Below are 19,862 nucleotides of genomic sequence, written 5' to 3'. Positions count from 1 at the left end.
TCATTCCTCAGAAACTTCTAGAATAAGTTCCTGCCGATACGGATTCTCCGGAGTATAGATGATCGAGGGAAACGACGAAATATTCGGTGCGTTGGGATAACCCGATGGCTCGATACACACACCACGCGACGCGCGACGCGGTTTTGTCAGCTCATAGCCAGAATAAACCTGTGCTCCGGGTTGGTCCGAGTAGACGGTCAACGCAAGGCCTGAGTGTGAAGTGAGTTCCACCACCGGAGATTTTGGGTCGCGATCATGATCAAAGCAAAAATAGTGATCGATCCCTTCGGAAGCACTTCCAATTGTTTTGGGCGTTGAAAAATCCAACAAGTTGTCATTGGCTGCAAGCACCCTGCCCGACGGGATACCCTGATCGTCGATTTCGAGATACCGATTTGAAGCGAGTTTCAGCTTATGCTCGTCTACAGTTTCTGCGGCACCCAAAGTGTAATAGTTATGTTGCGCAATGCTTATCGGCGTCGGCCGGTCAGGCTGTGCAGTTATTGAATAGACCAAGCGTGGACCCTTTAGGCAGATCCTGACCTCGAAGCTGATCTCCCCTGGAAAGCCGGCCTCCCCGTCGCGAGAAACATAGCTCAGAAAGACTTCATTCTGTGCAATCTGATTGAGGTCCCAAAACTGCTTAGACAGCCCATCGTCGCCGCCATGTAGGGTGTTTTTTCCCTCGTTAGCGTTCAGTTCAAAACTAGCGCCCTCCAAGTCAAACTTCGCGCCGCTGATCCGGTTGGCAACACGCCCTACAATTGCGCCCAGGTAACGCGTATCGGTGAGATACGCAGTTGGATCGTCAAACCCAAGGATGAGCGGCACGTCCTTGTACCACCAACCCCGCGTGATAGCTCCATAGTTCAGGACCGAAACACGCATATTCCCATCGGTAAGAATGGCAGTTTCGATCCCGGAGGCTTTACGCGTTTCTGGTTTCATCTCACTGCCAGCGGCGCAAGCGCTTTGTAGAATTGCCTATATCTCCGGTATTCGTTTTCGTAGGCGTCAATCAGATTCCTGCGTGGTTCGATGCGTTCCTGAATTTCCGGCGGCGTCATAACTCTGGTCGGTTCTGCGTTGGTCGCAGCACAAATTGCGAGGCGTGCGGCGCCCATTGCGGCGCCGAATTCGCTGCCTTTTGGCAAATCCAGTGGAACTTGCAAAACAGTAGCCAAGGTTTCCAGCCAGAACCGAGAACGCGCGCCTCCCCCAACTGCCATAAGACTGTCAGGCTGGGTTCCGGTGCTCTTCAATGCCTCCAGACAATCTCTCATTCCAAAAGAAACACCCTCCATCACAGACTGGGTCAACTCAGCGGGCTCCGACGAGATGTCCACGCCCAAAAGCGCGCCTCGAATATGGCTATTGTTATGCGGCGTCCGTTCTCCTGACAGATATGGCAGGAAGGTGATCGCTGCAGGTCCATTCAGTTTTTCAGGCATAGCTGAAGCGAGACTCTCCACGGGTTCGCCAAGATTGCGAGCAAGCCAGTTCATGCTGTTCGTTGCTGACAGCATGACACCCATTTGTATCCACCGATCAGGAACCGCATGACAAAAACAGTGCACGGCTGTTTCCGGATCAGGAGCATAGGCTTCCCGCGCAACAAGCAACACGCCGGACGTTCCGAGTGAGACAAAACCGGTGCCGTCGTTGATGCTCCCGATCCCGCAGGCAGCGGCAGCATTGTCGCCAGCACCTCCAGCCACGACAACCGGATTCGAAAGCCCCCACTCCTGCCTCAAACGGACCTTCAATTCTCCACCCCGATCACTGCCCTCAACCAAGCTCGGCATCTGCTCGGCGCGCATGTGACCTATGGCTAGTGCCTTTTTTGACCACCGCCGAGTGTCAACGTCCAGCCAGGATGTTCCTGCGCTGTCAGACATGTCTGAGACATATTCGCCAGTAAGCCAAAACCGCAAATAATCTTTAGGCAGCAATACTTTGCCCACCTTCGAAAACACATCCGGCTCATTCGCACGCAACCATTCGAGTTTCGGCGCCGTAAACCCCGGGAATACGATGTTTCCCGAAATTGCGCGCATCTCTGGTGTTTGATCTAGTGTCCGCGCTTCGTCGGCTGACCGAGTATCATTCCAAAGAATACAGGGCCTCAATATTTCGCCATCAGGATCCAGTAGTGTAGCGCCGTGCATGTGTCCGCTTAGGCCAATACCTCGCAATTTTGAGAACGCTTGCCGGTTGCCGACGCGAAGCTTCCCAACAACCTCTTCGCAAGCGTTGGTCCAATCCAAAGGATTCTGCTCAGACCAGCCAGGCTTGGGTGTCGAAGTGGAAATGCTGACTTCGGCATCACCGACAACGTGTCCTGTGTCATCTACCAGAATCCCGCGGAGACCTGACGTTCCCAAATCCAAGCCCAGATACATTGAGCACCACCTGCCTAAATATTTTAATGGCTAAAATTTATTGAAACAGGGATCTTGTCAAGGCTCCGTAATAGGAGTGCCCTCCAATCGTATCTGGATCAGAAAACACGAACGCGACGTCCTTCGATACCCTGGACAGCCAAAAGAAAGACTGAGCAAGAGTTGGGTAAAATCGTCTGACCGAACATGGCGCAAGCCTGTTAGAAAAGCCATTTTGGCAAGAGGCAAGGTCTAAGCGAGTATTTCCCCAGTTTGACCGACAGCTAGCGTTCCACCATTAACCACTTCGACGTAGACGCCCATATCCATATGGCCCATCAATTGCCGAATAAGGTACGGTATTTTCAAGTCACGCTCGGCCGTTTTCGGGTTCACTTCAGTTGCTGCACACCTTTTTGTACGTGAGAGTATCTTCAACTCGACATCGCCAAATCTTAAAACTGATCCAACTGCATCCAGCTCAGCAAACGAAGGTAATCCGTCTATCTCAATATTCGCTCGGAAGCGCGCCGGGTGGATTTCTGCGTTCAGTTGTTCGCCCAACTTTTTCACAGAGGGCAGATTCAAAACGGATATCGCGTTCATCATTTGCGATGACACGACAGATACATCTGTAAACCTATGAGGAGCAGAGGAGACAAACTTTGGCGGCTCTGGATCTTTTAAATCGATCTCTGAAGAAAGGAACTCTGCTGCCTTCTCCCGATCTTCAGACTCTCGCATATCAAAGCGTCGTATCTTTCCGTTCGCATTGATCTCAAGTGCCTGGGACTCAATTTCAAAATCGGTCTGAATGCCTGCCAGTGCAGCCTCGTTCAACAAAACGACAAAACGATCTTTCGGCAGTGGCGTTGGGTTCTGCATGTCGAAACCGGAGTTGTAGCGAGCAAATCCGAACAGACGATCGCCCGGAATGCCATCTCCTGCTCGCAGCGTCACAGTGCGCATAGGCTCGGAACTCAAGCCTTTTATAGGGTAGCGGTTCAATCGGACGATGGAGAGATTGCTCATACGTCTACACCTGACCAAAAAGAGTTATGCACGGTCCCGAATTGTCCGCGCTGTTTGACGCTATCTCGAATTCTCAAAGGTATCGACCAAATAATATTTGAGCGCTTCAGAAGCGGGTTAGCTGAGCCTGTTGGCTGCATAACGGCTGCGCCCATTTAAGTCGATATGACCATTCGATACCTCGCCACCGAAAGTACATTCGCCTCAAAGCCAATGAGTAATTTCTATATGAATCAATAACTAAGAGAAAAAATGGCTATCTCTTCCGATTTTTTTGAGGTACGAACCTCAAAAATATCTGGACTTGAGGTGCGTACCTCAAATAGCCTTGGATGTATGCCGCGATTCGCACATCCTCGATTGACGGCGCAAAAAGGGAGGAATGGATGACTTACACAAAACTGGCCTCGACCAGCGCAATAGTCCTTGCCGCTACTACTCTTTCTACCAAGGCAAATGCTGAAGATCTGACGCTCTGTTGGGCTGCATGGGACCCGGCCAACGCGCTTGTTGAGCTATCAAAAGAATTTGAAGCAGAATCCGGCCACACCATGAACTTCGAATTTGTTCCTTGGCCAAATTTTGCGGACCGGATGCTGAACGAGCTGAATTCTGGGGGTAAGCTCTGCGACCTACTGATCGGTGACAGCCAATGGATTGGCGGTGGCGCTGAGAATGGTCATTATGTCCAGCTGAACGAGTTCTTTGATGCTGAAGGCATCAGCATGGACGATTTCGCACCGGCCACTGTTTACGCTTACTCGACCTGGCCTAAGGGCACACCAAATTACTACGCGCTGCCTGCGATGGGCGATGCAAACGGCTGGTTCTATCGCAAGGACTGGTTCGAAAACGCCGAAATCCAAGCCGCATACAAAGAAGCAACTGGTCAGGACCTTCGTGAACCTCAGTCTCAGAAAGAATTGCTGCAGATTGCGCAGTTCTTCCAAGGTCGTGAAATCGACGGCAAGACAGTCTATGGCGCCGCAATTTTTACCGAGCGCGGCTCAGAAGGGATCACCATGGGTGTGACCGGAGCGCTGTATCCTTGGGGCTTCAAATACGAAAACACCCCGGGCTCATATGACATGGAAGGCGCGGTAAACTCTCCCGAAGCGGTTGAGGCACTGGAATTCTACAAGGAGTTCTACAAAACGGCGACACCTCCGGGATATACCAACTCTTACATGGGTGAGAGCTTGGACGCCTTTAAGTCCGGTCAGGTCGCCATGGCTATGAACTGGTTTGCGTTCTTCCCAGGTCTTTATGCCGACCCCAATACTGGCGGTGACAAGATCGACTTCTTCGTGAACCCACCACAAAATCAGGCAGGTTCGACACTGGGCGGACAAGGTATTTCTGTCGTCAGCTACTCTGACAAACAGGACGCTGCACTTGATTACATTAAGTGGTTTGCACAGCCGGAAGTTCAGGCCAAATGGTGGGAGCTCGGCGGCTACTCGGCGCATAACTCCGTGCTGGAAGATCCTGGTTTCGTAGACAGCCAACCATTTGCCGGCGACTTCCTGGAAGCAATGGGCGGTGTACAGGATTTCTGGCAAGAGCCTGCCTATGCGGAACTGCTGCTGGCAATGCAGAAACGCATCCACGACTACGTGGTTGCCGACCAAGGTACAGCTCAAGAAGCGCTTGATCTTTTAATCGAAGATTGGACGGAAGTCTTCGAAGACGAAGGCAAGCTGTAGTCCGGACGCAGACAGGAGCGGGTGCAAACCCGCTCCACCTTCACCCGTGAGTCCTAAACCAACAAGAACTGGCAAAGAGATGTCTGACAGGACAATAGATCGCGTTGCACAGGCAACGCCCGAGCGAGTTGCGCGAAAAATCCGAGGATTATCTGACCGCGCGATCGCCTGGATATTCATCTCCCCAACGATCTTTCTTTTGCTGGCGATCAACATCTTTCCTTTGATCTGGACCATCCAATTGAGCTTTACCAACTACAAGGCCAACCGGATCGGGCGTGAAGTCAAAGATGTCGGCCTCAGGAATTACGAGCGTATCCTGACGGACTCGGACACCTGGCTAAATATGCAGGCGACGGCGCATTTCCTGTTCTGGACGATCTTTTTCCAGGTCCTGATCGGGTTTACTCTGGCGTGGTTGATCAACAAGAAATTCAAGGGCAACGATCTTTGGACCACGATTATCGTGCTGCCAATGATGCTGTCCCCGGCGGTGGTCGGGAACTTTTGGAAGTTCCTGTATCAACCTCAAATCGGACTGTTTAACTACATCGTGTCCTGGTTTACCGGCAAGGACCCGTCGAGCTTTGAAATGCTGGGATCCGTGACGTTGGCTCCGTGGGCGATCGTGATTGTCGACACCTGGATGTGGACCCCCTTCGTGATGCTGATCTGTCTGGCCGGTCTGCGCAGCATTCCCGATTACATCTACGAGGCGGCTGAAATCGACAGGGCCAGCAAGCTGCGACAGTTCTTTACGATTACCATCCCGATGGTGCTACCATTCCTGATGCTTGCCGTGCTGTTTCGCGGCATAGAGAACTTCAAGATGTTCGACCTGGTTGTTCAGCTAACCGGCGGAGGCCCCGGTTCTGTAACGGAACTCACTTCGATCAACCTGAAACGCGAAGCCTTTGAGAAATGGCGTACGGGCTATGCGTCAGCCTATGCGATCATCCTTTTCGTCACCGTGTTCGGCCTCGCGTCGATCTACGTCAAAGCCCTGAACAAGGTGAAACAGAGATGAGCAGTTTTTCCGTCACCGAACCTTCGAACCGGTCCAAGTGGATCGCAGGCTTCCTGGTTATTACTTACGCGCTGATCACGATGATCCCGCTGGTTTGGATTTTGCTAACTGGCTTCAAGTCTCCAGCCGATGCGATCAGCTACCCGCCGAAGGTTGTCTTTGACCCAACGCTTGAAGGCTACGTCAATCTCTTCACCACACGCACGCGGCAGACGCAGGAATTTCTGGAAGCCAACCCGCCACAGAACTGGGCCGATGAGATCGTGCGCCAATACGACATGGTGATTGTCGGACCATCCAAATTCGGTGAGCGCTTTATGAATTCGGTTATTATCGGGTTCGGCTCGACGTTCTTGAGTATCTTCCTTGGCACGCTGGCCGCCTATGCCTTCAGCAGGTTTAAAGTACCGCTTAAGGACGACCTACTATTTTTCATCCTCAGTACAAGGATGATGCCCCCGGTCGCCGTCGCCATCCCAATATTCCTGATGTTCAGAAACCTTGGTCTCAGCGACACGCATTTGGGAATGATCCTGCTGTATACGGGTGTGAATATTTCCTTGGCGGTTTGGTTGCTGAAGGGTTTCATCGACGAAATCCCAAGAGAGTACGAAGAGGCCGCCCTCATAGATGGCTACACGAGATTTCAGGCCTTCTACAAAGTGGTGCTGCCGCAAGCCGCAACCGGCATAGCCTCAACAGCTATCTTTTGCCTGATCTTCGCCTGGAATGAGTACGCGTTTGCCGTGCTGCTGACATCCGCGAATGCGCAGACTGCGCCACCGTTCATCCCGACCATTATTGGTATTGGCGGCCTGGACTGGCCTGCTGTGGCGGCAGGTGCCACGATCTTCCTGATCCCCGTCATGATTTTCACCATCCTGATGCGCAAACATTTGCTGCGTGGGATCACATTCGGAGCCGTGCGCAAATGAGCGATTTTCTAACCGGATTGATGCGGCTCCGCCGCGGCCCGTGGGAGATGGTCGCAACCATCCTTATCGCACTGGGAGTCTTCATGCTGATGCAGCCCTTTGTCCTTTGGGCCTTCACCTATTCCTTCATCGTCACGCTGATCGGAACCGTCATGTTCATCATCGTCAGCCATTTCCCGGAGTAGAAATGGCCCAGATCGTAGTCAAAAACGTAAGAAAGATGTTCGGCGATTTCACGGCTGTCCGCGAAAGCTCGTTCACGATTGAGGACGGTGAGTTTTTCATGCTGCTCGGGCCATCCGGCTGCGGAAAGACGACGACGCTGCGGATGATAGCAGGATTGGAACTTCCAACATCGGGTGAAATCTATCTGGACGGTGAAGAGATCAGCCAGCGGCCACCGTCGGAGCGGGACATTGCCTTCGTGTTCCAGATGTTCGCACTGTATCCCCACATGAACGTGCGCAAGAACATCAGCTACCCGCTAATATCGCAAGGTATGCCGCGCCCCGCAGTAAAGGCCAAGGTCGAGGAAGTCGCGGGAATTCTGGGGATCAACGACATCCTCGATAGCCCGGTAGGTGGACTGTCAGGCGGCGACAGGCAGCGCGTGGCGCTGGGTCGCGCGATTGTTCGGGAGCCCAAGGCGTTCATGATGGACGAACCCCTTGGTGCCTTGGATGCTGAGTTTCGGGAACACATGGCCGAAGAACTGCGCGCACTTCATGATCGCATGGGCGCGACCACTGTTTACGTCACACATGATCAGCTGGAAGCCATGCAAATGGGCGACAAGATCGTTGTGATGAATAATGCTGTGATCGAGCAATTTGGCACACCTCAGGAAATCTACGACAAACCGGCTACGATGTTTGTGGCGGATTTTATCGGGTCTCCTTCGATGAACTTCCTGCCGTTTCAGGGAAAGGTCGAACCCGGCTCGGAAACGGTCCGACTGAACGGCCATGACGAAGCCGTACCGAGATTGATGGAAGGGGCGGAAGGTGACTTGGTTTTTGGCGTTCGCCCCGAGCATGTTTTTCTTTCGGGTGGGAGCGAATACCGGGCCAAGGTCTTGGCCGCAGAATACTTGGGAACCACCCAGATCGTAACATTGCAAAGTCCGAACGGAGAACTGAAAGCTCGCATTGATGCACGCGAGGTCGTCAGTCCCGGTGAGACAGTGGGATTGGAGTTCCGCTCCCCCGCAGTAACTTTGTTTGAAAAATCTACCGGGCGCGCGTTGAGGTCCGCTCTGAACGACGAGGTACTGAGCAATGGCTGAAGTCGTTTTGGAGAATATCTCGAAGTCATTTGGCAACGTCAAAGCGGTGGACGGTATTTCGATGACGATCCCCAACGGTGCATTTGTGGTGTTGTTGGGCCCGACTGGCGCGGGAAAAACAACGACGCTGAGATTGATATCCGGACTCGAGAAACTGGATTCAGGAACTGTGCACATTGCCGGGCGTGACGTTGGAATAGACACTCCCGCTCAGCGCGATATAGCGATGGTCTTCCAGCAGTACTCGCTGTACCCGCATATGACAGTGCGGGAAAACCTGTCCTTCCCTCTACGGTCGCCGATCCTGAAGACCCCAGAGGACGAGATCACCAGGAAGGTTAATGAGGTCTCGGAGATTCTTCAGATCCCGCACAAACTGGATAACAAAGCCACTGAACTGTCTGGCGGTGAAATGCAGCGCGTTTCAATTGGACGAGCGCTGGTGCGTGATCCCCAAATCTTCCTGATGGATGAACCGCTCAGTTCTTTGGACGCCAAGCTTCGGGCGGATTTGCGGGTCGAGTTGAAAAGGATTCAGGCCGATCTGGGGTCAACCTTGCTCTACGTGACCCATGATCAGGTCGAAGCCATGACAATGGCGACGCATATCGGCGTTTTGGAGAACGGCCGGTTGGTTCAGTACGGAACACCTCGGGACATTTATGAAAACCCGGGCAGTGTTTACGTAGCCAGCCGATTGGGTCTGCCGCGGATAAATATCCTGCCGTCCGGGTTGTTCGAAGGCGATCACAAAGGCCCGCAGATTGGCCTACGCCCGGAAAACATCATTGAAGGCGAAGGCAGTGAAGCGCGTGTCATGCGTGCTGAGCATCTGGGGGATCAAACGCGGTTGCACCTGGACTTAAACGGTCACCCGGTTGTGACCTTGATTGATGTCCATCAGGATTATCCATCTGGAAAAGTTATAAAAATCCGCCCCCACAACCCTTTGTATTTTGACGCGTCCGGCGCGCGAGTGAATTAAGGAGCAAAAGCATGGCCCAGTTCCTCAACACAAAAGAAACTCTGGTGACAGAGGCGATAGACGGCCTTCTGGCCTCCTCCGGAGGGCAACTTACCCGGCTGGACGGATACCCACACATCAAGGTGATTTTCAGGTCGGATTGGGACAAGTCGAAGGTCGCCTTGGTGTCCGGAGGAGGATCTGGCCACGAACCCGCCCATGCAGGTTTTGTTGGCCCCGGTATGTTGACAGCAGCGGTGTGCGGCGAAGTGTTTGCTTCCCCGTCGGTAGAGGCGGTACTGGCGGGCATTCTTGCGGTTACGGGTGAGGCTGGGTGCTTGCTTATCGTGAAGAATTACACCGGTGATCGGTTGAACTTTGGACTGGCAGCTGAACGCGCCCGTGCATTGGGCCGCAAGGTAGAGATGGTTGTTGTTGATGATGACATCGCCCTGCCCGACCTTCCGCAACCACGTGGCGTGGCAGGTACGTTGTTCGTGCACAAAATCGCCGGAGCGCTCGCTGAAAGCGGTGCTGACCTAGACACCGTTACCAAAGCAGCAACAAGCACTATAGCAAAGGTTGTCAGCATCGGTATGAGCCTGGACACCTGTACCGTTCCGGGATCTCCAAAGGAAGACCGGATCGCACCCGGCAAAGCGGAGCTCGGCTTAGGCATCCACGGCGAGCCCGGTGTACAGCAAGTCGAGTTCTCAAATGCTGTATCAGCCATGTCCACAGTGGTGGAAAAGCTGAAGCAAAGGGTGGGCTCTGGGGATTGTGTGGCGTTGGTCAACAACCTAGGTTCTACAACTCCGCTAGAAATGGCTGTCCTCACGCACGCCTTGTCCGAGACTGGCATTGCCCACCATATCATCGGCCCAGCTCCAATGATGACATCGCTGGATATGCACGGGTTTTCTGTTTCTATTCTGCCTGTAGATCAGGACGATTTAGCGGCACTTGAAGCTCCTGTTGATCTGGCGGCTTGGCCCGGTGTCAATTCCATCGACCCGATAAAAGTAGCGCCTTTGCCTGATGGCCTGACCCCTATCGATCCAATTCCTTCGAACAATCCCGCCACAAGGGAGACGATCACCCGATTGTCTGAACTGCTCATCAACGCCGAGAAGAACCTGAACGAGCTGGACGCGAAATCCGGAGATGGCGATACAGGAAGCACGTTGGCGACGGCCGCTAGAGCGTTGCAAGGTAGCCTTGACCGAATGCCGCTCGCTGACCTGACACAACTGTTTCCGGCGTTGGGCAATGAGTTAAGCCAGACAATGGGTGGTTCTTCCGGCGTGATACTCGCAATTTTTTTCAATGCGGCTGGAGATGCCTCTGCGAGCGGGGCTTCGGTACCGAAGTCTCTGGTCGAAGGTCTGAATCGCGTCAGCCAGGTTGGGGGTGCCAAGGTAGGTGACAGGACAATGATTGACGCCCTGGCACCGGCACTTGCCGCACTGCCATCTGGTCTGGCGCATGCGGCCGAGGCTGCCCGCGAAGGCGCGAACAACACCGCGAATATTCGACGTGCGAAGGCAGGCCGCGCTGCCTATGTTCCCGAAGAAAATCTAGTTGGACATAACGATCCCGGCGCTGAGGCTGTTGCTTTGTTGTTTGAGGGCTTAGCGCGGGAGATTGAGGGTTGAAAAACACGTGGAAGACCAAAAACAAAAATTAGAATTGGTGAAAAAGCCAACCGTCAATGACATCGCGCGCGTAGCGGGCGTCAGCCTGGCGACTGTTGACCGGGTCTTGAACAGGCGCCCCGGCGTACGGGCCGTAACCGTACAGAAAGTACAAAAGGCGATTGATGAGCTGGGGTATGTGCGCGACACGGCCGCAGCAAACCTTGCACGAAACCGTGTCTACAATTTCCTCTTTATTCTGCCGGAAACGGACAACGAGTTTGTGGATGCAATCAGCAGTCAGATCGCAGAACAATCCCGCGACCAATTTATCGAGCGGACCCGCGTTGCGATAAAGAAAGTTGCTCCGTTTGAACCGCAGGATATCGTTAACATTCTGGATGCTGTCGACAGTTTGGAGGTTGACGGAGTCGCCGTTTTCGGACCCGAAACACCTTCTGTCCGCGACGCCGTAAAAAGGCTCAGAGACAAAGGCGTTCCGGTGGTTGCGTTGGTGTCTGACTTGCCGAGTTCTGAGCGAGACCACTTTGTAGGAATTGATAACGTTTCGGCAGGGCGAACCGCCGCTCAGCTGATGGGACGATTTGTGCATCGCGACGGCAAGGTCTTGGTACTTACAGGATCCCGTTTGGCACGTGACCACCTAGAGCGTCGTCAAGGCTTTGATCTAGTAGTGGCTGAAGAATTTCCGCACCTCGAAGTCGTAGCGTCTGTCGAGGGCCGGGATGACCCGGATCTGATTTACAAGATGATGCCCGAGATCTTTGAAACCTACCCGGATCTGGTTGGAATTTATTCCTCCGCAGCAGGCAATGCAGGACTGATTCAATTTCTTTCCGAGAACAAGCTCAGCAAAGATCTGGTGATCATAGCTCATGAGCTTACTCCGCTTAGTCGAGAGGCGCTTACGCTGGGTACATTTGACGCTCTTATCTCGCAAGACACCGGGCATATTGTTCGTTCAGCCGTCCGTCTGCTGCGTGCAACTTCAGACAAAGTGCCATTCAACAAAGCCCAGGAACGTATCCGTATCGATATCTATCTGAAGGAAAATTTACCGCCATAGAGGCTTAGGATTTGGGGAGGAAATTTTATGAAGACAATTAAAGGTCCAGCTTTGTTTCTTGCGCAATTCGCAGGGGACGAAGCGCCGTTCAATTCGTGGGACGCGATCACCAAATGGGCGGCTGACTGTGGATACAACGGCGTTCAGGTTCCCAGTTGGGATGGCCGGTTGTTCGACCTGGAACAAGCCGCGTCCAGCGCCAGTTATTGCGATGACTTCAAAGGCAAAGCCAAGGATAATGGCGTCGAAGTCACTGAACTTTCAACCCACCTTCAGGGCCAGCTTGTGGCCGTTCATCCGGCCTATGACAGCGCGTTTGATGGTTTTGCAGCCGAAAGCGTCAGAGGAAACCCGAAAGCCCGGCAAGAATGGGCGGTAGACCAAGTCAAAAAAGCACTATCTGCTTCGAAAAATTTGGGTATTTCAGCGCATGCGACATTCTCAGGCGCATTGGCATGGCCCTATGTCTATCCTTGGCCGCAGCGCCCTGCTGGCTTGATCGAATCAGCATTTGAGGAGCTTGCTCGTCGTTGGGTGCCAATACTGGATCACGCCGAAGAATGCGGCGTTGACGTCTGTTACGAAATTCACCCAGGTGAGGACCTCCACGACGGCGTGACGTACGAGATGTTTCTCGAACGGACAGGCAATCACCCACGCGCTTGCATGTTGTACGACCCGTCGCACTACGTGCTGCAATGCCTCGACTATCTGGACAATATCGACATCTACAAAGATCGGATCCGGATGTTTCATGTCAAAGATGCCGAGTTTAACCCGACCGGCCGACAGGGTGTTTATTCCGGGTATCAAGGCTGGGTCGATCGTGCCGGGCGCTTCCGGTCGCTTGGCGATGGCCAGGTGGATTTCGGGGCGGTCTTTTCAAAAATGGCGGCGAATAACTTTGATGGCTGGGCAGTTGTCGAATGGGAATGCTGCCTCAAACACCCCGAGGATGGAGCGCGTGAAGGCGCGCAGTTCGTGTCCGATCACATCATCCGTGTGACCGAGAAAGCCTTTGATGATTTCGCTGATGGTGGCGCAGACGAAGCAGCCAATCGTAAAATGCTGGGGATTGAGTGATGGTCACAGGACGCAGTGAAGAAGCCTCGGGCCGCATTCGGCTTGGCATGGTTGGCGGCGGAAACGACGCATTCATAGGCGGCGTTCACCGCATAGCCGCGCGACTGGACGACAAATTCGAGTTGGTTGCCGGTGCTTTGTCTTCGACGCCAGAGAAATCTCTAGAAAGTGGTCATGCATTAGGGCTCGAACGGGTCTATGAAGACTTCAAACAAATGGCGATCAGGGAAGCCCGGCTGAAATCTGGGATCGAAGCGGTCTCAATTGTCACGCCAAATCACGTTCACTATGCAGCCGCACGTGAGTTCCTGAAACGCGGTATTCATGTAATTTGTGACAAACCACTCACCTCGACTCTTGCCGATGCCAAAAAACTGGTCAAAGCAGCAGAAAGCGCGAATGCCCTATTCATTTTGACCCACAATTACACGGGCTATCCGATGGTTCGGCAGGCGCGTGAATTGGTTTCTAACGGCGATATTGGAAAGATACGCGTGGTTCAGGTTGAATACCCGCAGGACTGGCTGACCGAGCAACAGGATTTCAAACAGGCAGAATGGCGAACCGATCCTGAGCGTTCTGGCGCAGGCGGATCAACCGGTGACATCGGCACCCACGCGTACAACATCGCGTGCTTTGTAACTGGGTTGAAGGCAGAAAGCCTAGCGGCGGATTTGCAGGCCTTTGTGCCGGGTCGCAAAGTCGATGACAACGCGCATGTCTTGCTTCGCTTCGAAGGCGGAGCGCGGGGTATGCTGTGGTCTTCTCAGGTGGCTCCTGGTAATGAAAACGCACTTCGTTTGCGAGTCTATGGCGAAAAAGGTGGGCTGGAGTGGTCTCAGGAAGATCCTAACTATCTGTGGTTTACGCCCTACAACGAACCCAAGCGTCTAGTCACCCGAAATGGAGCTGGGGCCGGTGATCCTGCCAATAGGTTGAGCAGAGTTCCTCCGGGCCATCCCGAGGGGTATCTGGAAGGGTTCGCGAATATCTATGGGGAGGCTGCGGAGGCGATCCAAGCTTTCCGAAACGGGACTTCACCTGACGCTTCGGTTGTTTATCCAACGGTTCGCGACGGCCTCAATGGCGTTAAGTTTGTAGCCGCATGCGTGCAAAGCTCTTCAAAAAATGCGGCTTGGGTCAAGTTGGAGTAAAGTCTGGTTGTGCGGATAGAGTGGACATCTTGAAAAACGCTGTGAGTATCTGCCAAGAACTGAAGCTCGCACAAACTATAGATGAACACTCCGGTACAACAAGCTGCGAGCATCGCTGAACGGATGTTATGTGAACCACCTTAACGCTGTACCATCACTCGCCGAGGTCCTCGTCATTCGCATCCCCAGCTTCATGAATCTCTTGCTTTTTCATATGCCAAATGAATGCAATGTGATTTATGACGCGATCGATCTCATCTGCCTCGCCTGTAGTATGAGCGGCTGCAATCAGTTTGAACTGCGTTTTTAAGTCTTTAGCGAGGTCCGCGTCACTGGTGCCCAGGTTGTCCCTAGCCCCCACCATCGCGACAAACTCCGCAAAATCTTCTCCCCACATCTCATTGGGATAGGCCCTCGTATCAAACTCGGGATCGTTCTCGCCCACGCCTCAGCCCCGTTACGCTCGCTATAACGTTTCAAACAAGTCACTTGAGAGGTACTTCGACTTTTTTGTTGCCGAAACCGGTTTCGGAACGAACAAATAGTAGGATGACAACGAATCCCAATCTGCAAAACCGCCAATCTCAGTCTAGGAGCGCCTCACCGCCACGGCGGGTGAAACTCGACGAATTGGCGGATCATCTCGGGCTTTCAAAGAGCACGGTATCGCGCGCATTGAACGGGTATTCAGACATCTCGGAAGTCACGCGAAAGAGAGTTGAGGTCACGGCAAGGAAGATGGGCTATCGCCCGCTCAGTCACGCGCAGGCTATTCGAACAGGAAAAGTTCGCGCTATTGCGATGGTCATCAACAGCGAAGAACCGGACCAGCACAACCCGTTTCTTCAGGATTTTCTGGCAGGCGCTTGCGAAGCAGCCAGTGCGTCGGACTGGACAATGACAATTTCCACGGCAAAGTCCGGGAAAGATATGCTCAATGTGTTGGAACGTCTTGTCGAAGAACGCAAGGCAGATGGTTTCATTTTGCCCCGGACCGAAGTGGACGACGCGCGGGTAAAGTACCTTGCAGAATTGCAGGTCCCATTTATCCTATACGGGCGGACGGAATACGGCCAATCGGATCCAATGGATGATATGTCTTGGTTTGACATATCGGGTGAAGCAGCAATCAGAAATGCGGTCGTTCGATTGGTCAACTTTGGCCATAGCCGTATCGGTTATGTCGGCAGTGATCCGAAGTTCAACTACAGTCATTTGCGCCGCGACGGGTATCTTGAAGGCCTGAAAGTTGCCGGCTTGCGGGATGATCCAGAATTGATCCGGGAAGGTGCACGGACACGCGAAGAAGGGGCTACCGAAGCGCGGTCGCTGTTGAAATTGGACCACCCACCAACCGCAATGGTGTTTGCGACCGACTTGGCTGCTTTAGGGTGTTATCCAGTTTGCGCTGAACTTGGCCTTGAGATCGGAAAAGACGTTTCAATCCTTGGATATGACGGCATTCCCGAATGCCAATACGTCAATCCGGGGCTGACAACATTCAGCGTGGATTCGAGACGCGCAGGAGAGCGACTGGCCACACTACTGATCCGCCAGACCCGAGGCGAAGAACCCGCAACCCTGCGCGAACTCAGCGATGCCGTGCTTATCGCACGCGAATCCGACGGGCCACCCCGGCTGACACCCGAGGCACTGGCGCGAAAAATCAACCTAATCCAACGATCATAACCGGGGAGGAAACCGACTATGAAACTCACACCTAAAGCATCTCGGCTGTTGCTGGGCACATCGCTGGCGCTGGTGCTGGCTGCCGTTTCTGCGCAGGCAGACACAATCCGCTTCTGGACCACCGAGGAACAGCCCGAACGTCTGGCAAAACAACAAGAGATGGCCGATCAGTTCAAAGCCGAAACCGGTACCACGGTTGAGGTGATCCCGGTTACAGAAACCGATCTGGGCACCCGTGCCACCGCTGCTTTTGCTGCTGGTGACCTGCCGGACGTGGTTTACCACCCGCTGCAATACGCCCTGCCTTGGGCCGAAGCCGGAATTCTGGACACCGAAGCAGCGTCTGAGGTGATCGAAGAACTGGGTGCCGATACGTTTGCGCCGGGCGCGCTGGGAATGGCGGCGTTCAACGGTGAAACGGCCTCTGTTCCGGTCGACGGCTGGACCCAAATGGTAGTCTATCGCAAAGACTTGTTCGACGAAGCCGGTCTGGAAGCGCCCGACAGCTTTGCCGATATTCAGGCCGCGCTGGAAGCGTTGCACAACCCGCCAGAAATGTATGGCTTTGTCTCGGCCACCAAGGTTGATGAGAACTTCATGAGCCAGGTGCTCGAGCATGTTTTCCTGGCCAACGGCGTGTCGCCAGTAGGCCCCGATGGGTTCCAGCCGTTGGACGAAGCCAAAACCACCGAGGTTTTGGATTTCTACAAAGCGATCTCCAAGGCATCTCCTCCGGGTGAGCTGTTCTGGAAGCAATCGCGCGAGCTGTATTTTGACGGGAAGGCCGCGATGATCATCTGGTCGCCCTTCATTCTAGATGAACTGGCCGGTCTGCGGGATAGTGCTCCGCCGACCATCAATGACGACCCAACCTCGCGCGATCTGGCCAGCAAAACCGGCATCGTAACCAAACTGTCCGGCCCGTCGAACCCCGATGGCGCAGCATGGGGTGACGTCCGTTACTTTGGCATCACCAACGACGCGGACACCGATGCGGCGATGGAATTCGTGAAATTCGCGATGGATGACGGCTATACCCAGACGCTGGCGATCGCGCCCGAGGGTAAGTTCCCGGTGCGCCGCGGCAATGCGGACAACCCGAATGCATTCTCTGAGGCTTGGGCCGAACTGCCCGTTGGCGTCGACCGCAAGGCACCGCTGGGTGAGCTATACGAACAGTCGATGATCGACGAGATCGTCGGCGGTTTGGATGTGGCGCAGCGCTGGGGCGTGGCCGAGGGTCAGCTGGCACTGGCATCGAAGATAATCAACAGCCAGGCGATCAACCGCGTCGTCCGTCAGTATATCGACGATGAGATTGACGCCGCAGCAGCCGTTACGGCGATGAACGAAGAACTCGCCAAGGTCGAGTAACGCTACCACTCAATGGCATCTGCAGCGGCGTTCGCGCCGCTGCACCCAACCCTCTGAGGTCTCTCATGTCTTCGGCCACCCCACCGAACGGTACCGGAGCTCTTGCCAAGCGCGAAGCGCGTCTTGCCTGGGCATTGCTGGCTCCGACCGTGATAAGCGTGTCTCTTGTTGTGATCCTGCCGCTGCTGGCGATCATCTGGATCAGCTTCAAGCCCTTTACCTTGTCCGACCTGCGCCCACCGGCGCCGGTTGTCCGAGAAAGCCTGCGTGGATCGGGCGATGATCTGCGGATCGAATATCGCCTGCGTAATTCCAGTCAGGAGATTGCCATCGGCGGCGTCACTCTAAGCGATGTGCTGCCTAAGGGTATGACACCCACAGGTGAGATCGCAGCGCCATGTGTGCTGGAAGGACAAGACCTGTTCTGCGATTTTGGTATCTTGGATGGCGGCCAACGCGAGAGAATTCGTATTCCGGTCACCGTAGATGGAGACCCTGACGCATTCGAAGAGTTGGTCGAAGGGTCAGAACCCGGCGTCACAGGCAGCGGTCCCAATGTGCTGACCAATTTCGAGTTCAACCTGGAAAACTACGCCCGCGTCTTCGATGGGTCAGAGTTCTGGGGCGTGCTTTGGGTGACGCTGTTCTACACCGTCTTCGGAACCATCGGCGCATTGGTCATGGGATTGTTCGCCGCGCTGCTGCTTAACAAAAGTTTCCGCGGTCAAGGGTTCATACGCGGGCTCTATCTGTTCCCATATGTCGCTCCGGTGATTGCTGTAGCGTTCACCTGGGTTACTCTATTTGACCCATTCTCTGGCTCAGCCAATGCACTGCTGGTTCAAATGGGCCTGAGCAGCGAACCAATCAACTTCTTCGGCGAACGACCACTGGCGCTGATCATGGTGACGGTGTTCGAGATTTGGCGCTATTTCCCGCTATCCTTCCTGTTCATTCTGGCGCGAATGCAGTCCATAGACTCTAGCATGTATGAGGCTGCGGATATGGACGGCGCCTCTCCGTTCCAGAAGTTCTGGCTGCTGAGCATCCCGCAACTGCTGGGTATCCTGTCGGTGCTGTTCCTGCTTCGCTTTATCTGGACGTTCAACAAGTTCGACGACATCTTCCTGCTGACCGGCGGCAATGCGGGCACCCGCACGCTGACCGTAAATGTCTATGAGCAGGCCTTTGCAATCTCGAACATCGGCGCAGGCGCGGCCGTCGCCGTGGTGATCCTGATGTGCCTGATCGCGTTTAGCTTCGTCTTCTTCCGCTTCATCAGCCGAGAGGAGGGTCTGTGATGCGCAAAGGATATATAACCGGCCCTGTTCTGGGCGCGCTATGGATGGTGGTGATCGCCACCACCGCTGCCATCACCATGTCGTTCTCAACCGGCGATGCATTCCGACCTCAGGTTTTACTGTGCCTGATCTGGGGCACGCTGGCTGGCCTTGTCTATGTCCGTTTTCCACAACAGCGCGCGCACGCGCGTCTGGGTATTTCGGCACTGTTGGGCCTGTCTTGCCTCACCGGATTTGGCCCGGTACTGATCGGCTCTGGCACATCGTTGCAGGCGGTTCTGATCACGGTGATCGGCATTGCCGTTGTGATGCACCTGTCGATGGCGGCGATCCTGAAGGAAACACCGTTCGGTGAGCTCACCCGCCATGAATACGAGGATGCGGTGATCCGGTTCTGCACCGGTTTTGGTTATATCTTTTTCACCGCCATCGTGATCATTCCGTTCTATGTGATGGTGATGACCAGCCTGAAATCCCAGCAGGCGCTGTTGCAGAACCCGCTGGATTTCTCGGTGGACCTGAGCCAGGGCGCCGCCCTGTTCCGCAGCTATACCGAGCTGTTCCGCGACTTCAATTTCGGCAGCTATCTGTGGACGTCCTTCTATGTCTCGGTACTGACGGTGTTCATAACGCTGCTGTTCAGCGTACCCGGAGCCTATGCCGTGGCGCGGTTCCGGTTTCAGGGACAAAAGGCCTTTTCACGCTCGATTCTGCTGATCTACATGGTGCCGATGATCGTTCTGGCGCTGCCGATCTATATTGCGTTCTCGCTTACCGGCCTGCGCAACTCGATCCTCGGCATCGTGATGATCTACCCGGTGACGACAATTCCAGTCGCGTTGTATATGCTGCAGGGCTATTTTCGCGGATTGCCGACCGAGGTGGAAGAGGCCGGGCTGATGGACGGCCTGTCCCGTCTGGCAGTAATCTGGAAGATTACCTTGCCGCTGAGCCTGCCAGCGCTGGCCTCAGTCTCGCTCTATGTCTTCATGATCGCATGGAACGAGTTCCTTCTGGCCTTCATGCTGCTGGACGACCCGTCGAAATTTACCCTGACCCGAGGAGTCACGATGCTGAACTCCTCAGAAATTCCCCGTCAGCACCTGATGGCCGGTGCGGTGATCGCCACCGTGCCGATCATGGCGCTGTTCCTAGGGCTTGAACGTTTTATGACCAAAGGCCTCACAGCGGGGTCTGTCAAAGGATGACC

General features: G+C 54.2%; 18 protein-coding genes. 14 read left to right on the top strand and 4 right to left on the bottom strand.

The features are described from left to right. The 3 genes from ACR0KN_RS10215 to ACR0KN_RS10205 form a co-directional block, all read right to left on the bottom strand. Positions 1 to 948 (bottom strand): aldose epimerase family protein, encoded by a 948-nt coding sequence (locus ACR0KN_RS10215; RefSeq protein WP_480653275.1) that lies wholly within the window; start codon positions 946 to 948, stop codon positions 1 to 3. After that, a complete protein-coding gene (xylB, locus tag ACR0KN_RS10210; RefSeq protein WP_480653273.1) occupies positions 945 to 2,402 on the bottom strand; it encodes a xylulokinase in 1,458 nt (485 codons plus the stop codon). The genes ACR0KN_RS10215 and xylB overlap by 4 nt, the downstream gene beginning before the upstream one ends. Positions 2,403 to 2,633: 231 nt before the next feature. Then, entirely contained in the window at positions 2,634 to 3,413 is a 780-nt protein-coding gene (locus ACR0KN_RS10205) for an MOSC domain-containing protein (protein ID WP_480653271.1), read from the bottom strand. A 386-nt stretch (positions 3,414 to 3,799) separates the two neighbouring features. Here ACR0KN_RS10205 and ACR0KN_RS10200 point away from each other — a divergent pair, with 386 nt between their 5' ends. The 10 genes from ACR0KN_RS10200 to ACR0KN_RS10155 all read left to right on the top strand — a co-directional run bounded on the left by ACR0KN_RS10200 (position 3,800) and on the right by ACR0KN_RS10155 (position 14,288). Continuing rightward, complete coding sequence (locus tag ACR0KN_RS10200; RefSeq protein WP_480653269.1) at positions 3,800 to 5,119, top strand: ABC transporter substrate-binding protein; 1,320 nt, start codon at positions 3,800 to 3,802, stop codon at positions 5,117 to 5,119. 79 nt (positions 5,120 to 5,198) lie between these two features. Continuing rightward, positions 5,199 to 6,146 carry a carbohydrate ABC transporter permease gene (locus tag ACR0KN_RS10195; RefSeq protein WP_010442362.1) on the top strand — a complete coding sequence of 316 codons (948 nt, stop codon included), beginning with the start codon at positions 5,199 to 5,201 and terminating at the stop codon, positions 6,144 to 6,146. Next, positions 6,143 to 7,081 (top strand): carbohydrate ABC transporter permease, encoded by a 939-nt coding sequence (locus ACR0KN_RS10190; RefSeq protein WP_010442361.1) that lies wholly within the window; start codon positions 6,143 to 6,145, stop codon positions 7,079 to 7,081. The genes ACR0KN_RS10195 and ACR0KN_RS10190 overlap by 4 nt, the downstream gene beginning before the upstream one ends. Further along, entirely contained in the window at positions 7,078 to 7,266 is a 189-nt protein-coding gene (locus tag ACR0KN_RS10185) for a hypothetical protein (RefSeq protein ID WP_010442360.1), read from the top strand. Before ACR0KN_RS10190 ends, ACR0KN_RS10185 begins: the two co-directional genes overlap by 4 nt. Positions 7,267 to 7,268: 2 nt before the next feature. Continuing rightward, positions 7,269 to 8,366: an ABC transporter ATP-binding protein gene (locus tag ACR0KN_RS10180; RefSeq protein ID WP_480653266.1), complete on the top strand. Its 1,098-nt coding sequence runs from the start codon at positions 7,269 to 7,271 to the stop codon at positions 8,364 to 8,366. Beyond that, positions 8,359 to 9,351, top strand: a complete 993-nt coding sequence (locus ACR0KN_RS10175) for an ABC transporter ATP-binding protein (protein ID WP_480653264.1) — start codon at positions 8,359 to 8,361, stop codon at positions 9,349 to 9,351. The genes ACR0KN_RS10180 and ACR0KN_RS10175 overlap by 8 nt, the downstream gene beginning before the upstream one ends. Before the next feature lie 11 nt (positions 9,352 to 9,362). Further along, on the top strand, positions 9,363 to 10,985 hold the full coding sequence (locus ACR0KN_RS10170) for a dihydroxyacetone kinase subunit DhaK (RefSeq protein ID WP_480653262.1): 1,623 nt from the start codon (positions 9,363 to 9,365) through the stop codon (positions 10,983 to 10,985). A 37-nt stretch (positions 10,986 to 11,022) separates the two neighbouring features. After that, positions 11,023 to 12,051 carry a LacI family DNA-binding transcriptional regulator gene (locus ACR0KN_RS10165; RefSeq protein WP_480653260.1) on the top strand — a complete coding sequence of 343 codons (1,029 nt, stop codon included), beginning with the start codon at positions 11,023 to 11,025 and terminating at the stop codon, positions 12,049 to 12,051. Between the two features lie 27 nt (positions 12,052 to 12,078). After that, on the top strand, positions 12,079 to 13,134 hold the full coding sequence (locus ACR0KN_RS10160; protein WP_480653258.1) for a sugar phosphate isomerase/epimerase family protein: 1,056 nt from the start codon (positions 12,079 to 12,081) through the stop codon (positions 13,132 to 13,134). Then, positions 13,134 to 14,288 carry a Gfo/Idh/MocA family protein gene (locus ACR0KN_RS10155; protein WP_480653256.1) on the top strand — a complete coding sequence of 385 codons (1,155 nt, stop codon included), beginning with the start codon at positions 13,134 to 13,136 and terminating at the stop codon, positions 14,286 to 14,288. Before ACR0KN_RS10160 ends, ACR0KN_RS10155 begins: the two co-directional genes overlap by 1 nt. 154 nt (positions 14,289 to 14,442) lie before the next feature. Here the strand turns inward: ACR0KN_RS10155 and ACR0KN_RS10150 are convergent, their stop codons facing one another. Next, positions 14,443 to 14,733 (bottom strand): hypothetical protein, encoded by a 291-nt coding sequence (locus ACR0KN_RS10150; RefSeq protein WP_480653254.1) that lies wholly within the window; start codon positions 14,731 to 14,733, stop codon positions 14,443 to 14,445. A gap of 104 nt (positions 14,734 to 14,837) precedes the next feature. Between ACR0KN_RS10150 and ACR0KN_RS10145 the strand changes: the two genes are divergently transcribed. The 4 genes from ACR0KN_RS10145 (at position 14,838) to ACR0KN_RS10130 (ending at position 19,860) form a co-directional block, all read left to right on the top strand. Further along, positions 14,838 to 15,977 (top strand): LacI family DNA-binding transcriptional regulator, encoded by a 1,140-nt coding sequence (locus ACR0KN_RS10145; RefSeq protein ID WP_480653252.1) that lies wholly within the window; start codon positions 14,838 to 14,840, stop codon positions 15,975 to 15,977. Between the two features lie 18 nt (positions 15,978 to 15,995). Then, positions 15,996 to 17,351 carry an ABC transporter substrate-binding protein gene (locus ACR0KN_RS10140; protein WP_480653250.1) on the top strand — a complete coding sequence of 452 codons (1,356 nt, stop codon included), beginning with the start codon at positions 15,996 to 15,998 and terminating at the stop codon, positions 17,349 to 17,351. A gap of 65 nt (positions 17,352 to 17,416) precedes the next feature. Next, positions 17,417 to 18,652, top strand: coding sequence for a carbohydrate ABC transporter permease (locus tag ACR0KN_RS10135; protein WP_480653248.1), 1,236 nt, complete (start codon positions 17,417 to 17,419; stop codon positions 18,650 to 18,652). After that, entirely contained in the window at positions 18,652 to 19,860 is a 1,209-nt protein-coding gene (locus tag ACR0KN_RS10130; RefSeq protein ID WP_480653246.1) for a carbohydrate ABC transporter permease, read from the top strand. The genes ACR0KN_RS10135 and ACR0KN_RS10130 overlap by 1 nt, the downstream gene beginning before the upstream one ends. Positions 19,861 to 19,862 lie beyond the last annotated feature (2 nt).

Source organism: Ruegeria sp. AP7, assembly GCF_056539905.1.
The sequence above is the reverse complement of the archived record's forward strand: the minus strand, read 5'-3'. Positions and strand labels throughout refer to the sequence as shown.

What these genes read in the sequence shown, in the direction of transcription:
- ACR0KN_RS10130 (WP_480653246.1), top strand. Translation starts at nt 18,652, where the DNA reads ATGCGCAAAGGATATATAACCGGCCCTGTTCTGGGCGCGCTATGGATG.
- ACR0KN_RS10135 (WP_480653248.1), top strand. Translation starts at nt 17,417, where the DNA reads ATGTCTTCGGCCACCCCACCGAACGGTACCGGAGCTCTTGCCAAGCGC.
- ACR0KN_RS10180 (WP_480653266.1), top strand. Translation starts at nt 7,269, where the DNA reads ATGGCCCAGATCGTAGTCAAAAACGTAAGAAAGATGTTCGGCGATTTC.
- ACR0KN_RS10190 (WP_010442361.1), top strand. Translation starts at nt 6,143, where the DNA reads ATGAGCAGTTTTTCCGTCACCGAACCTTCGAACCGGTCCAAGTGGATC.
- ACR0KN_RS10140 (WP_480653250.1), top strand. Translation starts at nt 15,996, where the DNA reads ATGAAACTCACACCTAAAGCATCTCGGCTGTTGCTGGGCACATCGCTG.
- ACR0KN_RS10195 (WP_010442362.1), top strand. Translation starts at nt 5,199, where the DNA reads ATGTCTGACAGGACAATAGATCGCGTTGCACAGGCAACGCCCGAGCGA.
- ACR0KN_RS10215 (WP_480653275.1), bottom strand. Translation starts at nt 948, where the DNA reads ATGAAACCAGAAACGCGTAAAGCCTCCGGGATCGAAACTGCCATTCTT.
- ACR0KN_RS10170 (WP_480653262.1), top strand. Translation starts at nt 9,363, where the DNA reads ATGGCCCAGTTCCTCAACACAAAAGAAACTCTGGTGACAGAGGCGATA.
- ACR0KN_RS10160 (WP_480653258.1), top strand. Translation starts at nt 12,079, where the DNA reads ATGAAGACAATTAAAGGTCCAGCTTTGTTTCTTGCGCAATTCGCAGGG.
- ACR0KN_RS10205 (WP_480653271.1), bottom strand. Translation starts at nt 3,413, where the DNA reads ATGAGCAATCTCTCCATCGTCCGATTGAACCGCTACCCTATAAAAGGC.
- ACR0KN_RS10145 (WP_480653252.1), top strand. Translation starts at nt 14,838, where the DNA reads ATGACAACGAATCCCAATCTGCAAAACCGCCAATCTCAGTCTAGGAGC.
- ACR0KN_RS10185 (WP_010442360.1), top strand. Translation starts at nt 7,078, where the DNA reads ATGAGCGATTTTCTAACCGGATTGATGCGGCTCCGCCGCGGCCCGTGG.
- ACR0KN_RS10155 (WP_480653256.1), top strand. Translation starts at nt 13,134, where the DNA reads ATGGTCACAGGACGCAGTGAAGAAGCCTCGGGCCGCATTCGGCTTGGC.
- ACR0KN_RS10175 (WP_480653264.1), top strand. Translation starts at nt 8,359, where the DNA reads ATGGCTGAAGTCGTTTTGGAGAATATCTCGAAGTCATTTGGCAACGTC.
- xylB (WP_480653273.1), bottom strand. Translation starts at nt 2,402, where the DNA reads ATGTATCTGGGCTTGGATTTGGGAACGTCAGGTCTCCGCGGGATTCTG.
- ACR0KN_RS10200 (WP_480653269.1), top strand. Translation starts at nt 3,800, where the DNA reads ATGACTTACACAAAACTGGCCTCGACCAGCGCAATAGTCCTTGCCGCT.